The following is a 20905-nucleotide window of genomic DNA, read 5'->3' on the forward strand; positions in this document are numbered from 1 at the left end:
CAATCCACTTTTATGTGATGATTTATTGCGGGTGCATTAGAGCGATCGCAAGGCGTTCTGACAATTAATTTTGCTTCATTCTTAGACCTCATGCTTTTATTTCTATTAGAGGCGATTAAGAAATAGATTTTTCACTGATTGGACTTAGCTAATTGTTATGAATTTTTCCGATCGGGCTTGATTTACAATGCACTCATGTCTTAATATGGGTTGATTATTAAAAAATAATTAAAATTTTGAATAGGCAGATACCAGGCAAAAAAAGCTAAATTGTGTTCGCAAACTAAGTTAATCAAACTATATAAAAATAAAGATTTTTGTATACGATATAAGTGTTTAAATTCATCTAAAAACTGTTTACCGCAACAATATAAAAATCAATGTTGAGAAAATCGTCAGTATAACTACCAGTTTTTTACTATAAATATGTATTAACTAAGTAATTTTACAGATTTATAGAATTAATATTTAACACTATCGACCCCAAACAACACTAAATATGCCAGGAAAGCTATGAAGATTTCCAGAAATAACCTGGCAAATGGTAAACCAGTCTCGGTTGTTATACTTATTTATCTTCTTAAAAATAGAAATCTTTCTTTACACTTATCAATCGGGTTATTTTGGCTGACGCTCAAGGCTCGCTTCAATCGTACTATTCAAAAAATGACCCGTCAGAATAGCGCTGCTTAAATAGTAGGAATCGTCTGATAACTGATGCAAAGTTTCAAAGCCGCTGCGACGTTGGCGATCGTTAAGTGCCCAGTAACGCTGCACAATAGTTGTTACACCAATCAATCCCTCGCCTTCAACCTGCCCTAACATATTATGCTGGAGTAAAAAAGTATACTGGCGCTCTCCATCATCTAAACGCCCTTTATACTGTAAAGAGATTTCCGAGCGATCGCTACCTGGAAAAATCAGCTTCGTCGCCATTGTAAACCAGTTATCTCGATTCCAAGCCACCAAGATCATACCCTTGACGTTAATCGGCATACTATTGCGTTCCAGCCAGCTTCCTTGTAATGTCCAGCGTCCGGGTTGCATTAAAAAAGTGTGAGCCACCTTGTTATTTTCCTTGTCTCGATCGAGTACCGCCAAGACATAAAGATATATTTGAAACGCAAAAATGTCAGGCGGTCAATAAATTAAAGTATAGCCTTCAAAAATTTGCAGTGCTAAGTTTTTAACTTAATCATGACTAGGATGAATTTCGCCCAGAAGCACTTCTCGCGGTGCGCCTGTAGCGCTGGGTAAGTTACCAGGAATACCTAATTGTCGCCAATAAGCTAAAACAGCAAAAGCGATCGCTTCTTTAAAATCTGCACTCACACCAACTTCATCTGTAGTCAAAACTGGTACTGCTGGTAATAACGACTGCAAGCGCTGTTTCAAATAAAGATTGCGACTACCGCCACCACATAATAGTACGCGATCGGGCAGTTGCGGTAAAAAGGTGCGGTAACTGTGAACGATTGATGCGGCGGTGAGTTCTGTTAGCGTTGCCAGGATATCAGCTGGACTGAGTTGGTAGACTTCAGCATCTTGTAAACACTGTTGGAGATAAGTTACGCCAAATAACTCTCGACCAGTAGATTTAGGTGGTGGTAGCTGAAAGTAATCTTGCGCCAGCCATTGTTCGACTAAGGGGTGACAAGGAGTGCCAGTTGCTGCCCACTGACCGCTTTCATCGTATTTTTTAGCACCGTTGGTTAAATGTTCGACAGCTAAATCTAATAAGCTATTTCCCGGGCCAGTATCCCAGCCGCGCATCTTTTCTAGCCAATTGTCACGACGCGGTGGTATATAAGCAACATTACCAATACCGCCAATATTTTGTATACATCGTGCCTCTTGAGGATGACTGAGCAAATAAGCGTCTACTCTAGGAACGAGAGGCGCACCATGTCCGCCAATAGCAATATCAGCGACACGAAAGTTACTCACAGTCGTGATTCCCGTTAAATGGGCAATCAACGCACCACGACCGAGTTGCAAAGTGTAACCTAACGACCCGTCCCCGTGTTTGGGTGGACGATGGTAAACTGTTTGACCGTGGGAACCAATCAAAGTTGCTGGTTGATGACCAATTTGAATATTTTGGGCAGCTTGCGCAAAAACAAAAGCGATCGCATCATCTATTTCTGCCAATTCTGCCATTGAGATGGCTTCTCCTGCACAAACTGCTAAGATTTTTTCTCTTAGATCTGCGGGATAAGGATATGTTGCGCCACTTATTAACTCAACTTTCAGATCTAACTCTTGCCCAGTAATCTCTACAAAGGCGGCATCTATGCCATCAACAGATGTGCCACTAATTAAACCAACAACACGAGTAGGTAGGATAGCTTGTTCAGTTGGATGCATTGACAGAGCTTTTTTATTGCTTGCAAAGGGTAGTTTAATTTATGCAACTGCTTCTGTCAAAATAATTGCATTCTGATAACCTAAATTTGCACAAGTATTTATTACTATTTAACAGAACAATGAATTTGTAAAGGCTTTCGCCCAACTAAAATACATTTATTCCCAAGATTCTGATTGAGAGAAACTTCTCCCTGATGCTCGTTGCTAGCAGTCAATATTTGTGAAAGTAAAAGTGGTGCACCAACAAAGATAAAGGCTAAAGACAACATTGCTACGATTATTTTCTTATTAGCAATGGTTTTATTTGATTTATCTTGTGTTGTTTGGCAGCAGACTTTCTTTGCCGACCAGAAATGGTCATTGAAGTTGTAATAACTCATCAATTAATATTGTTCTATTCTATTTTATTGGGGAATACTGTAGCAATCTTTTAACTAATTGTCGAATTGAGACTTGCTAATTTATGGATATATTCTGAGTTTTTTCTTTAGCCTACGCCATCTTATTCTGAATATATCTCTATCTTGAGAATTATCTTCCGATCCATTGAATGTGACGGGAAACTTATTCTTGTGAATGGTCGAGGCTGCTTGTCCCGCCACTTGGGGCATTAGTAACTTCTTCCTCATGCCATATTTTCTATATCAAAAACTGGAGTTATTTCTTATAGATTTTTGACTATCTTTGCGTGTTATGTGTTATGAATTTAGCTTCCCGACTTGAAGAATTCGGGAAGCTGTGCAGCAAATATCAAGAATGTAAATCAGGTTGGCTTACACAAATTCTGAAACTGATGGTAGCTGTTTTTGCATGGCTTTGAGTAAATCCAAAGCTTTTTGATAGGCTAGCTTTTCGCCAGTGTCTCCAAAGAACCCGGATGCTTTTTGTAAATCTGCGATCGCTCCTTGATAATAACCTAGATGATATCGAGTTACGCCCCGGTTAACATAAGCAAGGGCGCTATCGGGTTTCAGCTTAATCGCTTTAGAGAAATCACGCAACGCACCAAATTTATCTCCTTTGCGACCGCAAGCACAACCTCTGTTAAAGTAAGCTCTATAGTCGTTGGCATCGAGGTAAATTGCCGTACTAAAATCGACCATAGCAGCTTCTAAGTCTTGCAATTGCAAACGCGCTAAACCTCTGTCATTGTATATATCTGCAAGCAGTAGATTTGTTGGCTGAGAAATTTGACCTAGAGCTAGATTGTAATCAATAATGGCTTGGGAATAATTGCCCTTTGCCGCATGAACTAGCGCCAGATTATAGTAAGCTCGAAACTCAGAAGGTTTGAGTGCGATCGCGCGATGATAATCAGCCTTAGCAGCAGCATAATCTTGTTGTCTGTAGCTTGCCAAGCCCCGATTGAGATAAGCCTCAGCGTCGTTTGGGGTAAAATTTATGGCTTGAGTACAATCTGCGATCGCTTGGTGGTAATCTTGGAGTTGCAGATAAGCAAGACAGCGATCGCTATAAGCTTCCCCAAAATTGCTTTGAAGTTGAATCGCTTGATTTAAATCCTCAATAGCTGCCTGATAATTACTGTGTATAATTTTCTCTACACCAGACTGCAAAAATTTACTTGCTGTTTTTTGGGCGTTTGAGATAGGTGAAGCGTAGACAGCATCCGTCGAAAATATCAGAAAAAAAGCAACAATTGCACTAAGAAATAATCGCCAGAAATAATTCATAAGCAATATATTTGACAATTTCGACATTGCTAAAATTTAGCGGGACAAAAGCCCCGCTAGTGAATAATTCTGCCTGCGATGTTGGTTTAATTACCAACTTTTATCTGCTTGTTCAAGTACGTAAGCAGCTACATCTTCAATTTGGCTGCTATTTAAACGACCTTTAAAAGCAGGCATAGCATTTTTACCATTTGTTACTTGGCTGATAATTGCCTCTGCGGAGTACATACCGTATTTTTCTAACGCATCTTTCTTCAGGTTCTTATTAGCTTGAACCAAATTCTTGCCACCTGCATGACAAGAAGCGCAATTAGCACTAAATACTTTGCCTCCATTGCTACTGTCTGCTGCTAACGCTGAATTACTGAAAGCAAAGGTGAAGATTGCAATGCCTAACAGTATTATTGAAAAAAACCTTTTCATTTCGTGTTTCCTCTACAACCAAGGCGTATTCGGTGCCATATCCTCCATAATTTTCAGATGAGCAATTGTTTAAGTCAAAAGACAAGCTGTCAAACTTAGTCTAATTATTGATAATGTTTAAGATATATTTAAAATCCCACACAAGAGCAATTCTATCTGATAAATAAAAATTTGTATTATCTAGATACCCAACTTTTTAAAGAAGTTGGATAAGTGGTTACACAAAATTATTTATGTCATTGCGTAGGCGTAGCCTTCCCTTAGGGTACGAAATGAAATGTAGCGTCTCGTAGAGAAGTAATCTCTAAACTCTTGTGATTGCTACCCTGCGGGAAGGCGCTGCGCGTCTACATTCCGCTTTGCTCCATTCGCAATGACAAATATATATTTAATTTTGCATTAGTACCTATCTAAGCTTTTCACAAAGTAGCTAATTTTGTTAGTGATTCTTCTGTCACGCGACAAATTCGCCAATCATCTAAAATAGATGCTCCCATACTGCGGTAAAATTCTTGGGCTGGCTCATTCCAATCTAAAACACTCCACTCTAACCTCCCACAATTTCGTTCTACAGCTATTTGGGCTAATTTAGATAAAACAGCTTTACCAATACCTTGACGGCGATATTCAGGTAGTACAAATAAATCTTCTAGATAAATACCTGGCTTAGTCAAAAATGTTGAATAATTATGAAAAAATAGGGCAAAACCTACAGGTTGTCCTGCATACTCTGCTAATATTGCCTCAACATATTTGGGTGAGCCAAATAGATGCTCTTTCAAAGCCATAATATTGCCTGTCACCGCATGAGATAGTTTCTCATACTCTGCTAGTTGCTGAATTAGGTCAAATAAAATACTACAATCAGCAGGTTCGGCAAAACGCAAAATTAAATTGCTAGGCGAAGTCATGAGGTTATGGTTAATAGTCCATAGTCAATAGTCCAGAGTCAAGAGTACAAAGTCAAGCCCTTATAGGTATTCAAAGTTCAAAATTTGTCTTGAAAAGTTGAGCCAGTGCGTTGGACGGATTTCCCGGCTTAAAGCAACTGGCGTTGCTCAACCGCACGCAACTTTTCGCAAAATTCAAAATTATGACAAATGACAAATGACCCTTGACTATTGACTATTGCGTATTTAAATTAACCATCCTTTTAACCGTTTTGCAATATGGGGACGCCGCAATTTTCGCATAGCTTTACTTTGAATTTGTCGCACTCGTTCGCGAGATAGATTGAACATATTACCGACTTCTTCCAAAGTACATGGTTCGCTGGTTGTCAATCCATAACGTAGAGAAATTACATCTTTTTCTCTTGGAGTTAAGACATCACCCAACACTTCCCAAATCTCCTGACGCATCATGTGTTCGTTCATTTTTGCTTCTGGAGATAGGTTATCTTCATCCTCTAGTAAATCCATCAGTTCCGTGTCTTCTTCTTTACCAACACGGTGGTTGAGAGACAGCGCTTGACGCCTAAGTTGCTGCAATTGGCGTAGTTGTTGTACAGTCATTTCCAAAGCTTCTGCCATTTCAGCTTCGGAAGGATTGCGAGAAAATTTTTGTTTGAGTTCGCGCTGGGCTTTTTTAAGTTTGTTAAGTTTTTCAACAATATGGATCGGTAAGCGGATTGTACGCGCATCATTAGCGATCGCTCTTGTAATCGCTTGTCTAATCCACCAATAGGCGTATGTCGAAAATTTATATCCTTTATCGGGATCGAATTTTTCTGTAGCGCGATTTAAACCCATTGCGCCTTCTTGAATTAAATCTAGAAAAGGCACTCCGCGATTAAGATATCGTTTAGCAATTGAGACTACTAAGCGCAAGTTCGAGCGAATCATTTTGCGTTTCGCTACTCGACCTTGATACAATCGACTTTCTAGCTGCTTTTCCGTCATATCTAACTCAGCAGCTATTTGGGCTTTAGTCGGTTGCTGTCCTAAGCTTGAGTGTAAGGAATCTTGTATGTTCCTGAATTCGTCTAAAAACCTGACTCGCCGTGCTAATTCCACCTCTTCGTCGGGTTTTAGCAACGGATAACGCGCCATTTCTTTAAAAAACGCGCCTACAGCATCATCATGCTCGGTTTTATTGTATCCCGAAGGACGGGCTGCTGCCATCTCATCGCCATCACGTTCCTCCGACTCCAGATTTTCTGGAATCAAAGAATCGTCATCTGCCACTGCTTCTAAACTATCAAATGATTGTTCTTCATTTTCAGCAGCACTCTCTAGTATTTCCAGTGTTCCCAATTCAGCAATATTCATAACTTTCCTTTAGGGATTGTTGCTTTGTTTGGTACATAATTCAGTGACAGCTGCTTGCTTGAGGCTTGGTAGTTTCCCTAAGGGAGAAATGCACTCGTCCGGTAGCAAAACAAAAGTTTATGCTAATTTCTCATTAGAAGTTAAAATCAATGTCTAGCTGTCATTCCTTAGTTCCTGCTAGATAAATCTCATAACAATACTGGCCTATGCACCCACCAACTATCTCCTCAGCTCCCCAACCTCTATATTCCTCATTTTTTTCTTGTTTACTAAATATGTCAAACTCACTCAAACTTTCTCAACCTGAACTCAGATTAAATCGTCAGCTAGACATCCCAAAATCTTAAATTTTTATTTAATTATCCAAAGTTTTTTAGACTTTATTGGTTGGGACTGATGTTAAAAATCGTAAGCTTACTGCTGAGTTTATCGGTTTTGATTAAGTTTCATGACTGACAATAAATTAGCAATTTAAAATTTGGAAATAATTTACTTGATTTGTATAAAAGCATCTCATATACATAATCGATTGAATATCTATCAATAGGGTGAAAATCTTATACCCTATTTAGTAGATACAACAACTATTTAGAAGATAGTGGATGAAATGCTTTTATTGTGTATGCTGAGTATCTAATATTTAGGGCATGTATAGTTGAGTTGAATGGGGCGATGTGAATTACATAAGAGGAAACTTATCAAGTATTATGAGGGATAAAAGTATTGCGAATTACAGTTTACGCCTAGAATAGCAAAAAGTTAAATTCTCAAGGTAAAGGTAACTTTTGACGAACTACAAGAAAGGCATAAAAAAATCTATCTATTAAAATAGCAACTATGTATATTGATGGCGTAAATTTATCCCATTTGGTAGTTAATGAGCCTGGAGAAATATATCAATCCAAGACAAGTATCGAGCGCTGGGTTGAAGTGTTGGTAGACTGTCCAGAGAATTCTGGGCTATATACTTATCACTTACCAGAGCAGTTAGAAATCAAACCAGGTGATATTTTAACTGTACCCTTTGGTACACAACAACTGGGAGGGATCGCCATTCGTTTATTGTCCCAGCCAAATCCCGATCTACCACTAGAGAAAATTCGGGATGTAGAAGATGTTGTGAGTGTAGGGTTTTTTCCCAATGGTTATTGGGAATTATTAAATAGAGTATCGACATATTACTATACGCCTTTAATTCAAGCGATTAGAGTAGCTTTACCGCCAGGATTGTTAGGGCGATCGCAATCTCGCCTCCGCCTCAAACCAGAAAACATTCCGCATGGTGCAGAGGAATTTCTTAATTCCACAGCAGCGCGTCAAATTCTCAAAATTCTCCAATCTCAAGCTACAGGAGACTATAGTTGCAAATTTCTTAAGCGCCAGGTGAAAGGATTTAACTGGGGAAAAAAGAAATTACTTGAACGCGGTTGGGTAGAAAGCTATATAGAACTACCGAGATATTCTCGACCCCAGACGAAAACAGCAGTCACCTTAGTTGATGATGGATTACACCTTGACCTGAACAAACGTCAACGAGAAATTTTAAAAGTGCTACGGGATTGTGGCGGTGAGGTGTGGTTGAATGAGTTCCTGCAAATTTGCAAAACAACTACCCCTACCCTCAAAGGGCTAGAGCAAAAAGGCTGTATTGTAATTGAAGAACGGGAAGTATTAAGAAAAGAACAGGGGCCTGTAATTGTAAGCGATCGCCCTAAATCTTTAACTAGCGATCAATCTCACGCTTTAGCGAGAATCCAGGCACTAGATGGATATGCTCAAGTCTTATTGCATGGGGTGACAGGTTCCGGGAAAACCGAAGTTTATTTACAAGCGATCGCACCTTTATTAGATCGAGGTAAATCCGCCCTAGTTTTAGTCCCAGAAATTGGACTTACACCCCAGTTAACCGATCGTTTTCGTGCCCGTTTTGGTAACAAAGTTAACGTCTATCACAGCGCCCTTTCGGAAGGCGAACGTTACGACACGTGGCGACAAATGCTTGCAGGCGAAGCCCAAGTAGTAATTGGTACGCGTAGTGCAATTTTTGCGCCCTTACCCAACTTGGGTTTAATCATCTTAGATGAAGAACACGACAGCAGCTTTAAGCAAGACTCCCCCATCCCCACCTACCACGCCCGCACCGTTGCGCAATGGCGCGCCGAAATCGAAAATTGTCCCTTAGTATTAGGTTCGGCTACACCTTCCTTGGAAAGTTGGCTGAGTGTGAAACAAGACGCAAAGAATTTGTCCTCCCACTACCTCTCCCTTCCCGAACGCATCAACTCGCGTCCTTTACCGCCGATAGAAATAGTAGATATGCGGCGAGAGTTGCAAGAGGGAAATCGCTCAATATTTAGTAGATCCCTACAAACAGCATTGCAACAGCTGCTTGAAAGACAACAACAGGGAATTTTATTTATCCATCGCCGGGGACACAGTACTTTTGTCTCTTGCCGTAATTGTGGCTATGTGCTGGAATGTCCCCATTGTGACGTATCGCTAGCCTATCACCACACTGAAGACGGAGCGCCGCAACTTTTACGCTGCCATTATTGTAATTATGGGCGATCGCATCCAAAATTCTGCCCTGACTGCGCCTCCCCTTACCTCAAGTTCTTCGGTAGCGGTACTCAACGAGTAGCGCAAGAATTAAAGCGCGAATTTCCCCAACTTAATTGCATCCGTTTTGATAGCGATACCACCCGCAACAAAGGCGCACACCGTACCCTCCTCACCCAGTTTGCTAATGGGGAAGCACATCTATTAATAGGTACGCAAATGCTCACCAAAGGTTTGGATTTACCTCAGGTGACACTTGTGGGTGTTGTGGCTGCTGACGGCTTGCTGCATCTTTCCGACTATCGCGCCAGCGAACGGGCATTTCAAACTTTAACCCAAGTAGCAGGACGGGCGGGGAGAGGCGACGATCCGGGTAGGGTAATTATCCAAACTTATAACCCAGAGCATGAGGTAATTGAAGCAGTCAAACGCCACGATTATCAAGCTTTCTCTACTTCCGAACTAGAACAAAGAGAAGCACTCAATTATCCTCCCTATGGCAGGTTGATTTTGTTGCGATTGAGTAGTTTAGATCCGATTCAAGTGCAAAATACTGCGCAAATCATAGCTACAAAATTAAATACAGAAGAAGGATTTGAGATTTTAGGGCCAGCACCAGCTAGCATTTTACGAGTAGCTAATCGTTATCGCTGGCAGATATTAATTAAATTTGCGCCTGATGATTTACCACAATTACCAGATTGGGAAGAAGTGCGATCGCTCTGCCCTGCATCTGTAAGCTTAACCATTGATATAGACCCATTAAACATTATGTAATTAAAGGGCAGGATTTACCCGCCCCTTACTTTGGTTATATTAACTTGGTGAGAGTATCCTAACTACTGAATTAGGAAATCATTGGCTGAGAGTGATGGACTATTAGTGAATGTGGCAAATTGAGCACCTGTACCAAAGCCATCTAAAACACCATTTTCGTTATAAAACAATTTACCATTGGCAGAATTGTAAACGATCGTGGCACTACTAATGGCAGCGGCAGCATCAGTTGTAACTTGGATAAACTCATTTGCAACACTGAAACCATTGCCAGCAATACTGGTAAGTGCAGTGAATGTATTCTTGTACAGAACAATTTTGTCACTATTCAGAGTAAAGTCAGCGATCGTGTCAACTCCAATAGCACCGCTATTAAAAGCAGAGTTGAGATTATAAACTAATTGATCGTTGCCAGTTCCACTTAATAAATAGTCATTACCAGCCCCACCTACCAAAACGTCGTTATCATTACCGCCCAGTAGCGAGTCATTGCCATCACCACCGACCAAGCTATCATTGCCTGTACCACCATCGAGAATATCATTCCCCGCGCCAGCACTGAGAGTGTCGTTACCATCGCCACCTTGAAGATTATCCTTACCCACACCACTTGCGAGACTGTCATTTCCCCCTAAGCCGTAAACTAAGTTATCACCATCTCCAGCCAGCAGGGAATTATCAGCGTTGTTGCCTTTGATGGTATTGTTGAGTTCGTTGCCAGTAGCATCGATCGCAGCAGTTCCCGTTAGGATGAGATTTTCTAAATTTTTGCCAACAAAGCTGTAAGTAATTGCCGCGTAGACAGTATCCTTACCAGTAGTGGCGTTCTCATCAACGATGTCACTAGCGCTATCAATATAGTAGATGTCATCGCCATCGCCGCCGACCAAGCTATCATTGCCTGTACCACCATCGAGAATATCGTTCCCCGCGCCAGCAGTGAGAGTATCGTTACCATCGCCGCCATACAGGCTATCCTTCCCCACACCACTTGAGAGACTGTCATTCCCCCCTAAACCGTAAACTAAGTTATCACCATCTCCAGCCAACAGGGAATTATCAGCGTTGTTGCCTTTGATGGTATTGTTGAGTTCGTTGCCAGTAGCATCGATCGCAGCAGTTCCCGTTAGGATGAGATTTTCTAAATTTTTGCCAACAAAGCTGTAAGTAACTGCCGCGTAAACCGTATCCTTACCAGTAGTGGCGTTCTCATCAACGATGTCGCTAGCGCTATCAATATAATAGGTGTCATCGCCATCACCGCCTACCAAGCTATCATTGCCTGTACCACCATCGAGAATATCGTTCCCTGCGCCAGCAGTGAGAGTGTCGTTACCATCGCCACCTTGAAGATTATCCTTCCCTGCGCCACTTGCGAGACTGTCATTTCCCCCTAAGCCGTAAACTAAGTTATCACCTTCTCCAGCCAACAGGGAATTATCAGCGTTATTACCTTTGATGGTATTGTTGAGTTCGTTGCCAGTAGCATCGATCGCAGCAGTTCCCGTCAGGATGAGATTTTCTAAATTTTTGCCAACCAAGCTGTAAGTAATTGCCGCGTAAACCGTATCCTTACCAGTAGTGGCGTTCTCATCAACAATGTCACTAGCGCTATCAATATAGTAGATGTCATCGCCATCACCGCCTACCAAGCGATCATTGCCTGTACCACCATCGAGAATATCGTTCCCCGCACCGCCAGTGAGAGTGTCGTTACCATTACCACCTTGAAGATTATCATTGCCTGCACCGCCAGTGAGAGTATCGTTGCCATCGCCACCTTGAAGATTATCGTTACCTTCACCACCACTGAGGCTGTCCGCACCAACTCCACCTAGAATCAAATCATTCCCAGTGCTGCCTATTGAGTTAATTGTGCCTGCAAAAGTTCTCAAATCGAAGTTCTCAAAGTTGGAAACGAGTAACCCAGGAATTCCTTGAAGTTGATTACTGGAATTACTTAAATCAATAGTAAGAATGTTGGCACTACTACCACTGAGAATGAAGGTATCTATTCCAGCCCCACCATTAATAGTGTCATTTTGTTGGAGATTCGCAATATTAGCGCTAACCCTATCTAAGCCATCTTTGCCATCAAAAATATCTGTTTTAGTTGTAGCAACAAATGCCTCGTTGGCACTTGTGCCAGTAAATATATTTACTGGGTTAATGGTAATGCCAGCAGTCTCGACATCCGTACTGAATGGTGTTGTACCACCACCAACAGCAGTATTTACACCAGCAGTACCACTAGCTAAACCATCTGTTCCATCCCATCCACGAAACTTGATACCAGCTGTACCATTAGAGTCTGTAGCGGGTACAAAGCGGACTCTGTTATTTGTTTCAAGTGTTATATTTTTGAGGTTAACATCTGCTTGTGCAGCAGTAGTATTATCACCTAAAAATATAAAGTTAGTTCTTTCGTAGGGGTCATAGGGTAGGGATGTTCCTAACGGCCCAGCAGAGGTGTGGTCAAAAGCTGTATAGTTACGTAAAATGCCTGTGAGAATTGGTACTTTGCCACCCGCAGCAAATAGAGAATATGTATCACCTTTAATCGTTAAATCGTAGTGAGAGAGTGTACTCATAGTGTCGTAGGAGGCACTCTCTGTAGCACTGTGAGTAAACAATGTTCTAGTAGAACCCGGAGCCACGTTAGGCCCATCGTTTTGTGCCCAAATTTGATCTCCCCAAAAGCCAAGTTCAATTGCTTTGGTATTATCGCTAGTCACAACAATGACGCTGAAACCTGCTCGGTCTTGAATTCCATCATTGTTATCATCTTGGCTGTGGCTTTCGCTGTTGATTTTCAGATCGAAACTCACTGTAAAGCCTTTATTAGCATCAAGAACGGGCAATGCAGGATTTAGCTGAATTGGCAGACCAGCATTGTAGTTGCTATAACCAGCACCCCCAAACTGAGTACTGACTAGTTTAGTTTCATAACCAGTTGTGGTCTGGACGATGCTTTGAGTCCCACCCAGAGGCACGCTACTTCCGAGTGCGGGTGAAGCTCCAAACTGGAGCCAGCCTTGGGTGTTGGGCGTGCTACCTAAAGAGCTATTGTAGAGGGGTACTAAGCCTGTCAGAAGCGTTGCTGAATTATTTGATACAGAACCGAAGTTAGTCCAACTAGTACCGCCATCATTAGAGTATTGCCATGTACCGTTGCCAGTCAGTTCAGTTACAGCAATCCCTTGAGTATTATTATTAATATCGGATATGCGGTTTTTAATCAGATCGGCAACTAAAATCCCACTATTACTAGTGTTGGGAATATTTTGATAAATAGTTGGTAACGTCGAATTACCCGTTATATCCAGGATAGGAGCGCTGTTGACCCGCAAGCTATTAATCCAAGTAGTGTTAAATCCACCATTGGCTAGGCCGGGATTAGCACCCGCAGAAACAAAATCAGCTGACCAGTTCGTAGCGACCTCTGCACCTGATGCTGTATCACTTAGGTAAGCACTAGCTCGTCCCACTGGCAATGATAATGTAGGCCCGGCAGGAGTATTGCGTGGCAATTTATGTATTACAGTACTGCTATTGTTGATTAGCCGAGGTATATCAGTACTACTAGCGTTATCAAACGCACCCGTTGTGCTATTCCAGCCTGTATTACGGGTAACTGCAAAAAGTCCGGTATTATTCAGTGATGATATTTGTAATACATAGTCTCCAGATGTAGGGTTATAAGTTAAGTCTGGAGTAATAGTGGCATCAACATCAGCTCCGTTATATAGCACAATTAAAGTTCCGGCTTTCAAGGAACTAAAGCCAGAGCCAGTTAAAGTGATATCTAGCGAGCCATTACTATCAGTCAATTTGTGATTTTGCAGGTCGAGGTTATCGGTGACAACGAGAATTTCAACCCATTCTTTTGTTCCATTACTACCTTGGGAAAATTCATTGATAATTACGTCCCCAGGATTGGCTAAAACAGAATTGTAAGCCTGCATTACCTCCGGTTGAAATGCCAGGCTAGCTTTAATTTCCCCAGTGCTAAAGTCTAGATCCCAATTACCGCCTAAAGCTGCACTGCCGATTTTATTAGTAGAAGCAGCAACATTTGCTCCAGTCAGCCGACTGATCTGCTGTACAAATTTTGTGCCTTCTTTGCTAGCTACATCACAGCTATAAAGTAAGATCTCAGCATCATTGGTTAAAACATTTGCCCATTGCTGCAACTGCTTTGCATAAAAGTTTAAATTATCCCTATTTAGTTGAGTTGCCCCTATTTGTAAGCTACCTTCACTCCCATGACAGACAATGTGAACTGATTGAAATTTACCTGCTGTTAATGACTCGGTGATTTGTACGACACCATCTTTTATAGAGTCAAGAATTACAACTTCATAGCCTGGTTTTATCCCAACTATCAGGCTTTGATAATCAATAACTGACTTGTCTATAAAGACAATATCTTTAATTTGAAGTTGTACTACATCAGCTAGATAAGTGGGGGTTTGAGAATTTGCCTTTTCTACTACTTTCATGATGATTGCGCTCAGTAAATAAAATGTGAGAACACAGACAGCATTAAATAGAAAGCGCCTGGCGAGCCATTCGCTTCCATCCTCAATGAAATTGGTAATTAGAACCTTTTATGTTTGCAAAGAAGCCAAATCTAACTCAGTACACGCTAGATGGGATACCTTTTTTAGAAAAATTAAGCTTTTTATTATATAAATTTATGAAATAAATATCACAAAAGCTACTGTGTTTTTACGGTACGGAGTTGAAGGCACTTTCGAGCGAAATTAAGCAAGAAATGGCAAAACTCAGCTTTAGTGCTAATTTCCTTGACAAATAAGATCTTGGGAATAAAGTTGCCGAGTGTCTAAATTCCCGATAAATTCATAGTCTTTACAAAGTCAGAATGAAAAATTTAAGATTTTTTATATAAAATATTAAAGTTTTAGTTTTTGAGCTAATAAGTGGATCGATAGCTCTGGTGCGAATACTCGCTTTGCGATCGCTAAAATGGTGGCTGAGGGCATTGCCTTAAGATTGCCCTTTGGAAAACAAATGCCTAATGGCAAGCACTCCGATTAGGAGACGCTGAACGAACGCGCGTAACAGCTTAGTTGTAATTGGGCGTATAAATGTGCTTGTTTAGCAAAGATTGATAGCTACGTAATTTTGGCTGCGTCGGCTGAAAATTTTTTTAACAAGAATACTAATGTTATAGATAATCGATTTGTTAGCTCATTAATCAGTCAACCCTCTCTAGAGGTATTAAGTTAAATACAGAAGGTGGAATAATTAGGTTCGCTTTTTAACCTATAGTAATAAATTAAACTCAGTTGCTTTCTGGGATTTTAGCAATTTTTAAGGACAGCAATTTCTTACATATCAATCTAAAATTCACGCTAATTCAATTGCTATAAATGAGCAATTCTTATTTTGGCAATTATTTTAATGCGTACACAATACAATTTAGCAACTAGCCCTGTTTTATAAATAGGATTAATTGCGTTTAGCATCTAGAATTTTAGTGCTGTGGAAATAGTAGTAACTGTTTTCGCCAAAAATTTTAAATATGCAATATAATTTTTTGCTAACTTCAGCGACCCTAAGACCGACCAAGTGAAAACTGTGTCACCTTATACTTTACAAGCGGAGGATGGTGTAATAAAAATATCATGAGCCACTGTATAGATGAATGTATATATAAAAGTAGCAACATCAGAAAATGTATTGTATAAACAAATAGTACTTTGGAAACAGATAAATGAGAAAAAGAAAATTTAAGTGTTCTTAGCAGAAACTTCAAAAACATCTGGAAATAGTAAAAAATAAAAATAGTAATTCCAGATTAATGAATTGACTTTATATGAGACATTACGGGGCAGTTGATGTATTAATTGTCATAATTAACTGTCTAGAACTTAAATTTAATTGAGCGCAAAATATATGGGACAAGGCTTCTTACAAATTGGGCTAACGTTATGTATTGTCATAGCAATTACATCTATCTTGGGAAGATACATAGCACGTGTCTTTTTAGGAGAAAGAACACTGCTCGATCCCTTAATGAATCCTATAGAGCGAGGTATCTACGTTCTAGTAGGCGTCCAGAAGAAATTGAATATGACAGGTTGGCAGTATGCCAGGGCGATACTGTACAGTAACCTTGTCATGGGCATTGTAGTGTATTTGCTGATATTTTTTCAGAAGTCTTTACCTTGGAATCCCAATGGCTTAGGTACGCCCACTTGGGACACCTTACTGCATACCACCATTTCATTTCTGACAAACACCGACCAACAACACTACGCTGGCGAGACTACATTAAGCTATTTTAGCCAGGTAGCGGCTTTAGGTTTTTTGATGTTTACCTCAGCTGCTACTGGGTTGGCCGTGGGAATTGCCTTTATTCGCGGATTGACAGGTAGAAAGTTAGGAAACTTTTATGTCGATCTCACCCGTGGGATTACGCGAGTATTATTACCTGTATCAGTAATTGGCGCGATCGCTTTACTGAAATTAGGCGTACCGCAAACATTAGCCGAAACCCTAGTAGTCAAAACCTTAGAAGGAGGGACGCAGTATATAGCTAGAGGCCCAGTAGCATCTTTTGAAATGATTAAAATGTTGGGCGAGAATGGCGGCGGCTTTTTTGGCGTTAACTCGGCTCATCCCTTTGAAAATCCCAATGCTGCTACTAATTTAATAGAAACGATCGCGATGATTTCTATTCCCGCAGCCTTGATTTATGCCTATGGTGTATTTGCCAATAACATTAAACAAGCTTGGCTGCTGTTTTGGATGGTGTTTATCATTTTTGTTGTCTTGGTTGGGATAACAGCAAGCGCCGAATTACAAGGTAATCCCCTGGTTAATGGCACCTTAGGAATAGAACATCCGAATTTAGAAGGTAAAGAAGTTCGATTTGGTTGGGCACAAACAGCACTGTGGGCTGTCATGACTACCGGCACCATGTCTGGTGCTGTCAACGGAATGCACGATTCTTTAATGCCCCAAGGAATATTTTCGACTTTATTTAACTTGTTTCTCCAGATTATTTGGGGAGGTCAGGGAACGGGAATAGCTTACTTATTAATTTACGTAATTCTTACCGTATTCTTGACTGGGTTAATGGTAGGGCGCACCCCAGAGTTTTTAGGACGCAAAATTGAAAAACGCGAAATTATTCTCGCCAGTATAGTATTACTGGTACATCCAATAGCGATATTAATTCCTAGTGCGATCGCCTTAGCCTACCCAATTTCCTTATCTGGAATTACCAACCCCGGTTTTCACGGCATCTCTCAAGTAGTTTATGAATATGCCTCAGCTGCTGCTAACAACGGTTCGGGATTAGCAGGGTTAGCTAATACCCAACCAGCACCTACAGCTTTATGGTGGAATCTGAGTTGCCTATTTCCTCTGTTAGCAGGACGTTACATTCCGATTATTGCCATCCTCCTATTAGCTGATAGTATGTCTCGTAAACAAACAGTACCCGAAACCCCCGGTACTTTGAGAACTGATTCTCTGCTATTTACTTGTGTGACAGCCGGGATCGCTCTAATTTTAGGCGTGCTGACTTTTTTCCCGGTTTTGGCTTTAGGCCCCATCGCCGAAGGTTTTAAATTAGCCTCTGGCAGTTAGATGAGGAGGATAAGGGAGAAAAAGTAGAAAACACTCCCCATCTCCCTCTGCTCCCCCATCTCCCCCATCTCCGCGTTCCCCTCACTCACCAAATTTATGAATCCAGTTGCAACTACCTCTAAAGCTAAACCTCCACGTTCTCGTCATGGCGATCGCCGTCAATCACGCAAAAAAGCAAAAGTAAGTGCCAGAGGCATATATTTAAGAGCAATTAAGGACGCTTTTGTTAAGCTCAATCCCAAACAGGCAATCAAAAACCCGGTGATGTTTTTGGTTTGGATGGGCGCGATCGTTACCTTAGCGGTAACAATCGATCCCACTCTATTTGGCCCAGTTAACCAGAATAATCCACAACTATTCAACGGCTTGTTAACAGGAATTTTGTTCTTCACCGTTTGGTTTGCTAATTTTGCCGAAGCTGTAGCTGAAGGAAGGGGTAAAGCTCAAGCTGATGCTTTACGCTCAACAAAATCAGAAACGATCGCTAAAAAACTCGCTCCTGATGGTTCAATTACCGAAGTTCCATCTACCAGCCTCAAACAGGGTGATACTGTCTACGTGGTAGCAGGAGATTTTATTCCCGCTGATGGGGAAGTGATTATGGGCGTAGCCTCAGTGGATGAATCGGCTATTACAGGGGAATCTGCACCAGTACTCAAGGAATCAGGCTCGGACATTGCCAGTTCTGTAACCGGTGGGACGCGGATTATCTCCGATGAATTAATAGTTCGCATCACAGCTGACTCTGGCAAAGGATTCATCGATCGGATGATTGCCTTGGTAGAAGGCGCAGAACGCAGCAAAACACCAAATGAAATTGCCCTGACAGTGTTATTAGCAGTTCTCAGCTTAGTGTTTTTGTTTGTAGTCGCAACATTGCCTGCATTTGCTTACACCGTTAAAAGTCCAGTTAGCGTCCCGATTTTGATCGCCCTATTAGTAGCCTTGATCCCCACAACAATTGGTGGTTTGCTGAGTGCCATAGGCATAGCCGGGATGGATCGAGTGGCGCAATTTAATGTTATTTCCACCTCCGGACGAGCAGTTGAAGCCGCTGGAGATGTTAATACCCTAGTTTTAGACAAGACAGGTACAATCACCCTTGGCAATCGCTTGGCAGAAGAGTTTATCCCCATCAACGGACACTCAATGGAGGAAATTGCTAATGTAGCTTGGATAGCTAGTGTTTTTGATGATACCCCTGAAGGCAAATCAATTCTCCGACTAGCAGAAAGGTTCGGCGCTAGGGTAGACTTTGACCCCAACCACGCCCAAGGAGTAGAATTTTCTGCCAAAACCCGTATGAGTGGTACAAATCTGCCAGGTGGACGTGAAGTACGCAAGGGAGCAGTAGAAGCAATTATCGGGTTTGTTCGTTCTCGTAACGGACGTGAAACTCCCGAACTCAATACCGCTTACGAAAGAGTTTCCCAACAAGGAGGTACACCCCTAGCTGTTTGCTTAGATCGCGAAATCTACGGAGTCATCTATCTCAAAGATATTGTCAAACCTGGGATTCGCGAACGGTTTGACCAGTTACGCCGCATGGGGGTACGTACCATTATGCTGACTGGGGACAATCGGATTACTGCTTCGGTGATTGCCAAAGAAGCTGGAGTTGATGAATTTATAGCCGAAGCCACACCAGAAGATAAAATCTCTGTTATTCAACAGGAACAGTCTGAGGGCAAACTAGTAGCCATGACAGGAGATGGAACTAATGATGCTCCTGCCTTAGCACAGGCTAATGTTGGTGTAGCCATGAATACTGGTACTCAAGCAGCAAAAGAAGCCGCTAACATGGTGGATTTAGACTCAGACCCCACAAAGCTGATTGATATTGTCAGTATTGGTAAACAATTGCTCATTACTCGCGGAGCCTTAACGACATTTTCTTTGGCTAATGATATTGCTAAGTACTTTGCAATTATCCCGGTAATTTTTGCCTCTGCTAATTTGCAAAGTCTGAATATTATGAAATTGACTAGTACGAATACGGCTGTGCTATCAGCTTTGATCTACAACGCATTGATTATTCCAGTGTTAATTCCTTTAGCTTTAAAAGGCGTACAGTTTAAACCATTGACTGCTAATAAACTGCTGCAACGCAATATCTTGATTTATGGTTTAGGTGGTATAGTTTCACCCTTTATCGCTATTAAATTGATAGATATGCTGCTTGCAGCCGCAGGATTAACCTAAAAAATTGAAAATTCAAAAATAATTGTCAGGGATACATAGCGGCAAAAATGAAGCAAAAATTTAATTATTTGGATCTAATGCAGGCAATATCATTTGTCTGGTTACAATGGCGCAAACAACATTTGCCCCTAGCAATATTTATTGTGCTGTGCTTGAATTTGGCAATTGCGCCTGTAGTTTATGCTGCTTCTGATGGGATTTTAGAACGGCGATCGGCTTGGGCAATTGGTATTTTAGGATTTATTACAGTAGCACTTGTTATTTACTTGTTTGTCGTCATATTTCAGCCAGAACGCTTCTAAAATTCAAAATTATTATTCACAATTCTGAGAAGAACGGACAGATTATTGTATGTCTATTATTCGAGAAATCATCAGGTCAATTCTTGTAACTATAGTACTTTGGTTGCTAACGGCGATCGTATATCCTCTAGTAATTTTAGGCGTTGGTCAAGGTTTATTTCCCTTGGAAGCTAATGGCAGCATCATGCGGAATATAAATGACCAAGCAATTGGTTCTAGTTTAATTGGTCAAGTGTTTACATCAGATAAATATTTTCATGGTCGTCCAAGTACTGTGAGATATAGCCAAGGTAAAAAAGCGAAACCAACTGGTATATCTGGTGCTAGCAATCTTGCCCCTAGCAATCCAGAATTACTCAACCGAATTATCGAACAAGCAAATCAATTACAAGAAGAGAATATTCAACCCACAGCCGATTTAATTTATACATCTGGCTCTGGTTTAGATCCTCATATTTCTTTGAAAGCAGCTAGAGAGCAGGTGGAAAGGGTTGCTCGCGCGCGTAATATTAAAGAAGATGATATATTACCTAAAATTAATAAATACACTGATGGAAGATTTTTGTGGATCTTTGGTGAACCAGGAGTGAATATTCTGCGATTGAATTACGACCTCGATCTGCAAGAAATTTTGGATCAGCAAAAAATTAATAATCAGTAAAACTATTAACAATTTAAAATTTAAACTTTA

The 20905-nt window shown here is 41.0% G+C and carries 13 protein-coding genes; 5 read left to right on the forward strand and 8 right to left on the reverse strand.

From position 1 onward, the window contains the following. Positions 1-618: 618 nt before the first annotated feature. From AACU33_RS07255 to AACU33_RS07285, 7 genes are all read right to left on the reverse strand, one after another. Complete coding sequence (locus AACU33_RS07255; RefSeq protein ID WP_096587848.1) at positions 619-1065, reverse strand: hypothetical protein; 447 nt, start codon at positions 1063-1065, stop codon at positions 619-621. 126 nt (positions 1066-1191) lie between these two features. Beyond that, positions 1192-2367: an anhydro-N-acetylmuramic acid kinase gene (locus tag AACU33_RS07260; protein ID WP_096587850.1), complete on the reverse strand. Its 1176-nt coding sequence runs from the start codon at positions 2365-2367 to the stop codon at positions 1192-1194. 104 nt (positions 2368-2471) lie between these two features. Then, the gene (locus tag AACU33_RS07265; RefSeq protein ID WP_339375825.1) at positions 2472-2747 is read right to left on the reverse strand and encodes a hypothetical protein; all 276 of its coding nucleotides are present in this window, start codon (positions 2745-2747) and stop codon (positions 2472-2474) included. Between the two features lie 393 nt (positions 2748-3140). Next, the gene (locus tag AACU33_RS07270; RefSeq protein WP_096587851.1) at positions 3141-4058 is read right to left on the reverse strand and encodes a tetratricopeptide repeat protein; all 918 of its coding nucleotides are present in this window, start codon (positions 4056-4058) and stop codon (positions 3141-3143) included. A gap of 90 nt (positions 4059-4148) precedes the next feature. Further along, on the reverse strand, positions 4149-4481 hold the full coding sequence (petJ, locus tag AACU33_RS07275; protein WP_096587853.1) for a cytochrome c6 PetJ: 333 nt from the start codon (positions 4479-4481) through the stop codon (positions 4149-4151). Positions 4482-4900: 419 nt separating this feature from the next. Continuing rightward, a complete protein-coding gene (locus AACU33_RS07280) occupies positions 4901-5392 on the reverse strand; it encodes a GNAT family N-acetyltransferase (RefSeq protein ID WP_339375826.1) in 492 nt (163 codons plus the stop codon). A 225-nt stretch (positions 5393-5617) separates the two neighbouring features. Continuing rightward, positions 5618-6751, reverse strand: a complete 1134-nt coding sequence (locus AACU33_RS07285; RefSeq protein ID WP_096587857.1) for an RpoD/SigA family RNA polymerase sigma factor — start codon at positions 6749-6751, stop codon at positions 5618-5620. Between the two features lie 837 nt (positions 6752-7588). On the opposite strand from AACU33_RS07285, the gene priA reads away from it, so the two are divergent. Further along, positions 7589-10087, forward strand: coding sequence for a primosomal protein N' (gene priA / locus AACU33_RS07290; protein WP_096587858.1), 2499 nt, complete (start codon positions 7589-7591; stop codon positions 10085-10087). A 62-nt stretch (positions 10088-10149) separates the two neighbouring features. Here the strand turns inward: priA and AACU33_RS07295 are convergent, their stop codons facing one another. Beyond that, the gene (locus AACU33_RS07295; RefSeq protein ID WP_096587860.1) at positions 10150-14589 is read right to left on the reverse strand and encodes a DUF4347 domain-containing protein; all 4440 of its coding nucleotides are present in this window, start codon (positions 14587-14589) and stop codon (positions 10150-10152) included. A gap of 1420 nt (positions 14590-16009) precedes the next feature. Here AACU33_RS07295 and kdpA point away from each other — a divergent pair. The 4 genes from kdpA (at position 16010) to kdpC (ending at position 20875) form a co-directional block, all read left to right on the forward strand. Beyond that, positions 16010-17710 carry a potassium-transporting ATPase subunit KdpA gene (gene kdpA, locus AACU33_RS07300; RefSeq protein WP_096587862.1) on the forward strand — a complete coding sequence of 567 codons (1701 nt, stop codon included), beginning with the start codon at positions 16010-16012 and terminating at the stop codon, positions 17708-17710. 96 nt (positions 17711-17806) lie between these two features. Next, positions 17807-19912 (forward strand): potassium-transporting ATPase subunit KdpB, encoded by a 2106-nt coding sequence (kdpB, locus tag AACU33_RS07305; RefSeq protein ID WP_096587864.1) that lies wholly within the window; start codon positions 17807-17809, stop codon positions 19910-19912. Positions 19913-19959: 47 nt separating this feature from the next. Further along, positions 19960-20214 carry a K(+)-transporting ATPase subunit F gene (gene kdpF, locus AACU33_RS07310; protein ID WP_339375827.1) on the forward strand — a complete coding sequence of 85 codons (255 nt, stop codon included), beginning with the start codon at positions 19960-19962 and terminating at the stop codon, positions 20212-20214. 49 nt (positions 20215-20263) lie between these two features. Next, positions 20264-20875, forward strand: coding sequence for a K(+)-transporting ATPase subunit C (gene kdpC / locus AACU33_RS07315; RefSeq protein WP_096587865.1), 612 nt, complete (start codon positions 20264-20266; stop codon positions 20873-20875). Positions 20876-20905 lie beyond the last annotated feature (30 nt).

Source organism: Calothrix sp. NIES-2098 (assembly GCF_963875125.1).
Taxonomy (GTDB): domain Bacteria; phylum Cyanobacteriota; class Cyanobacteriia; order Cyanobacteriales; family Nostocaceae; genus Aulosira.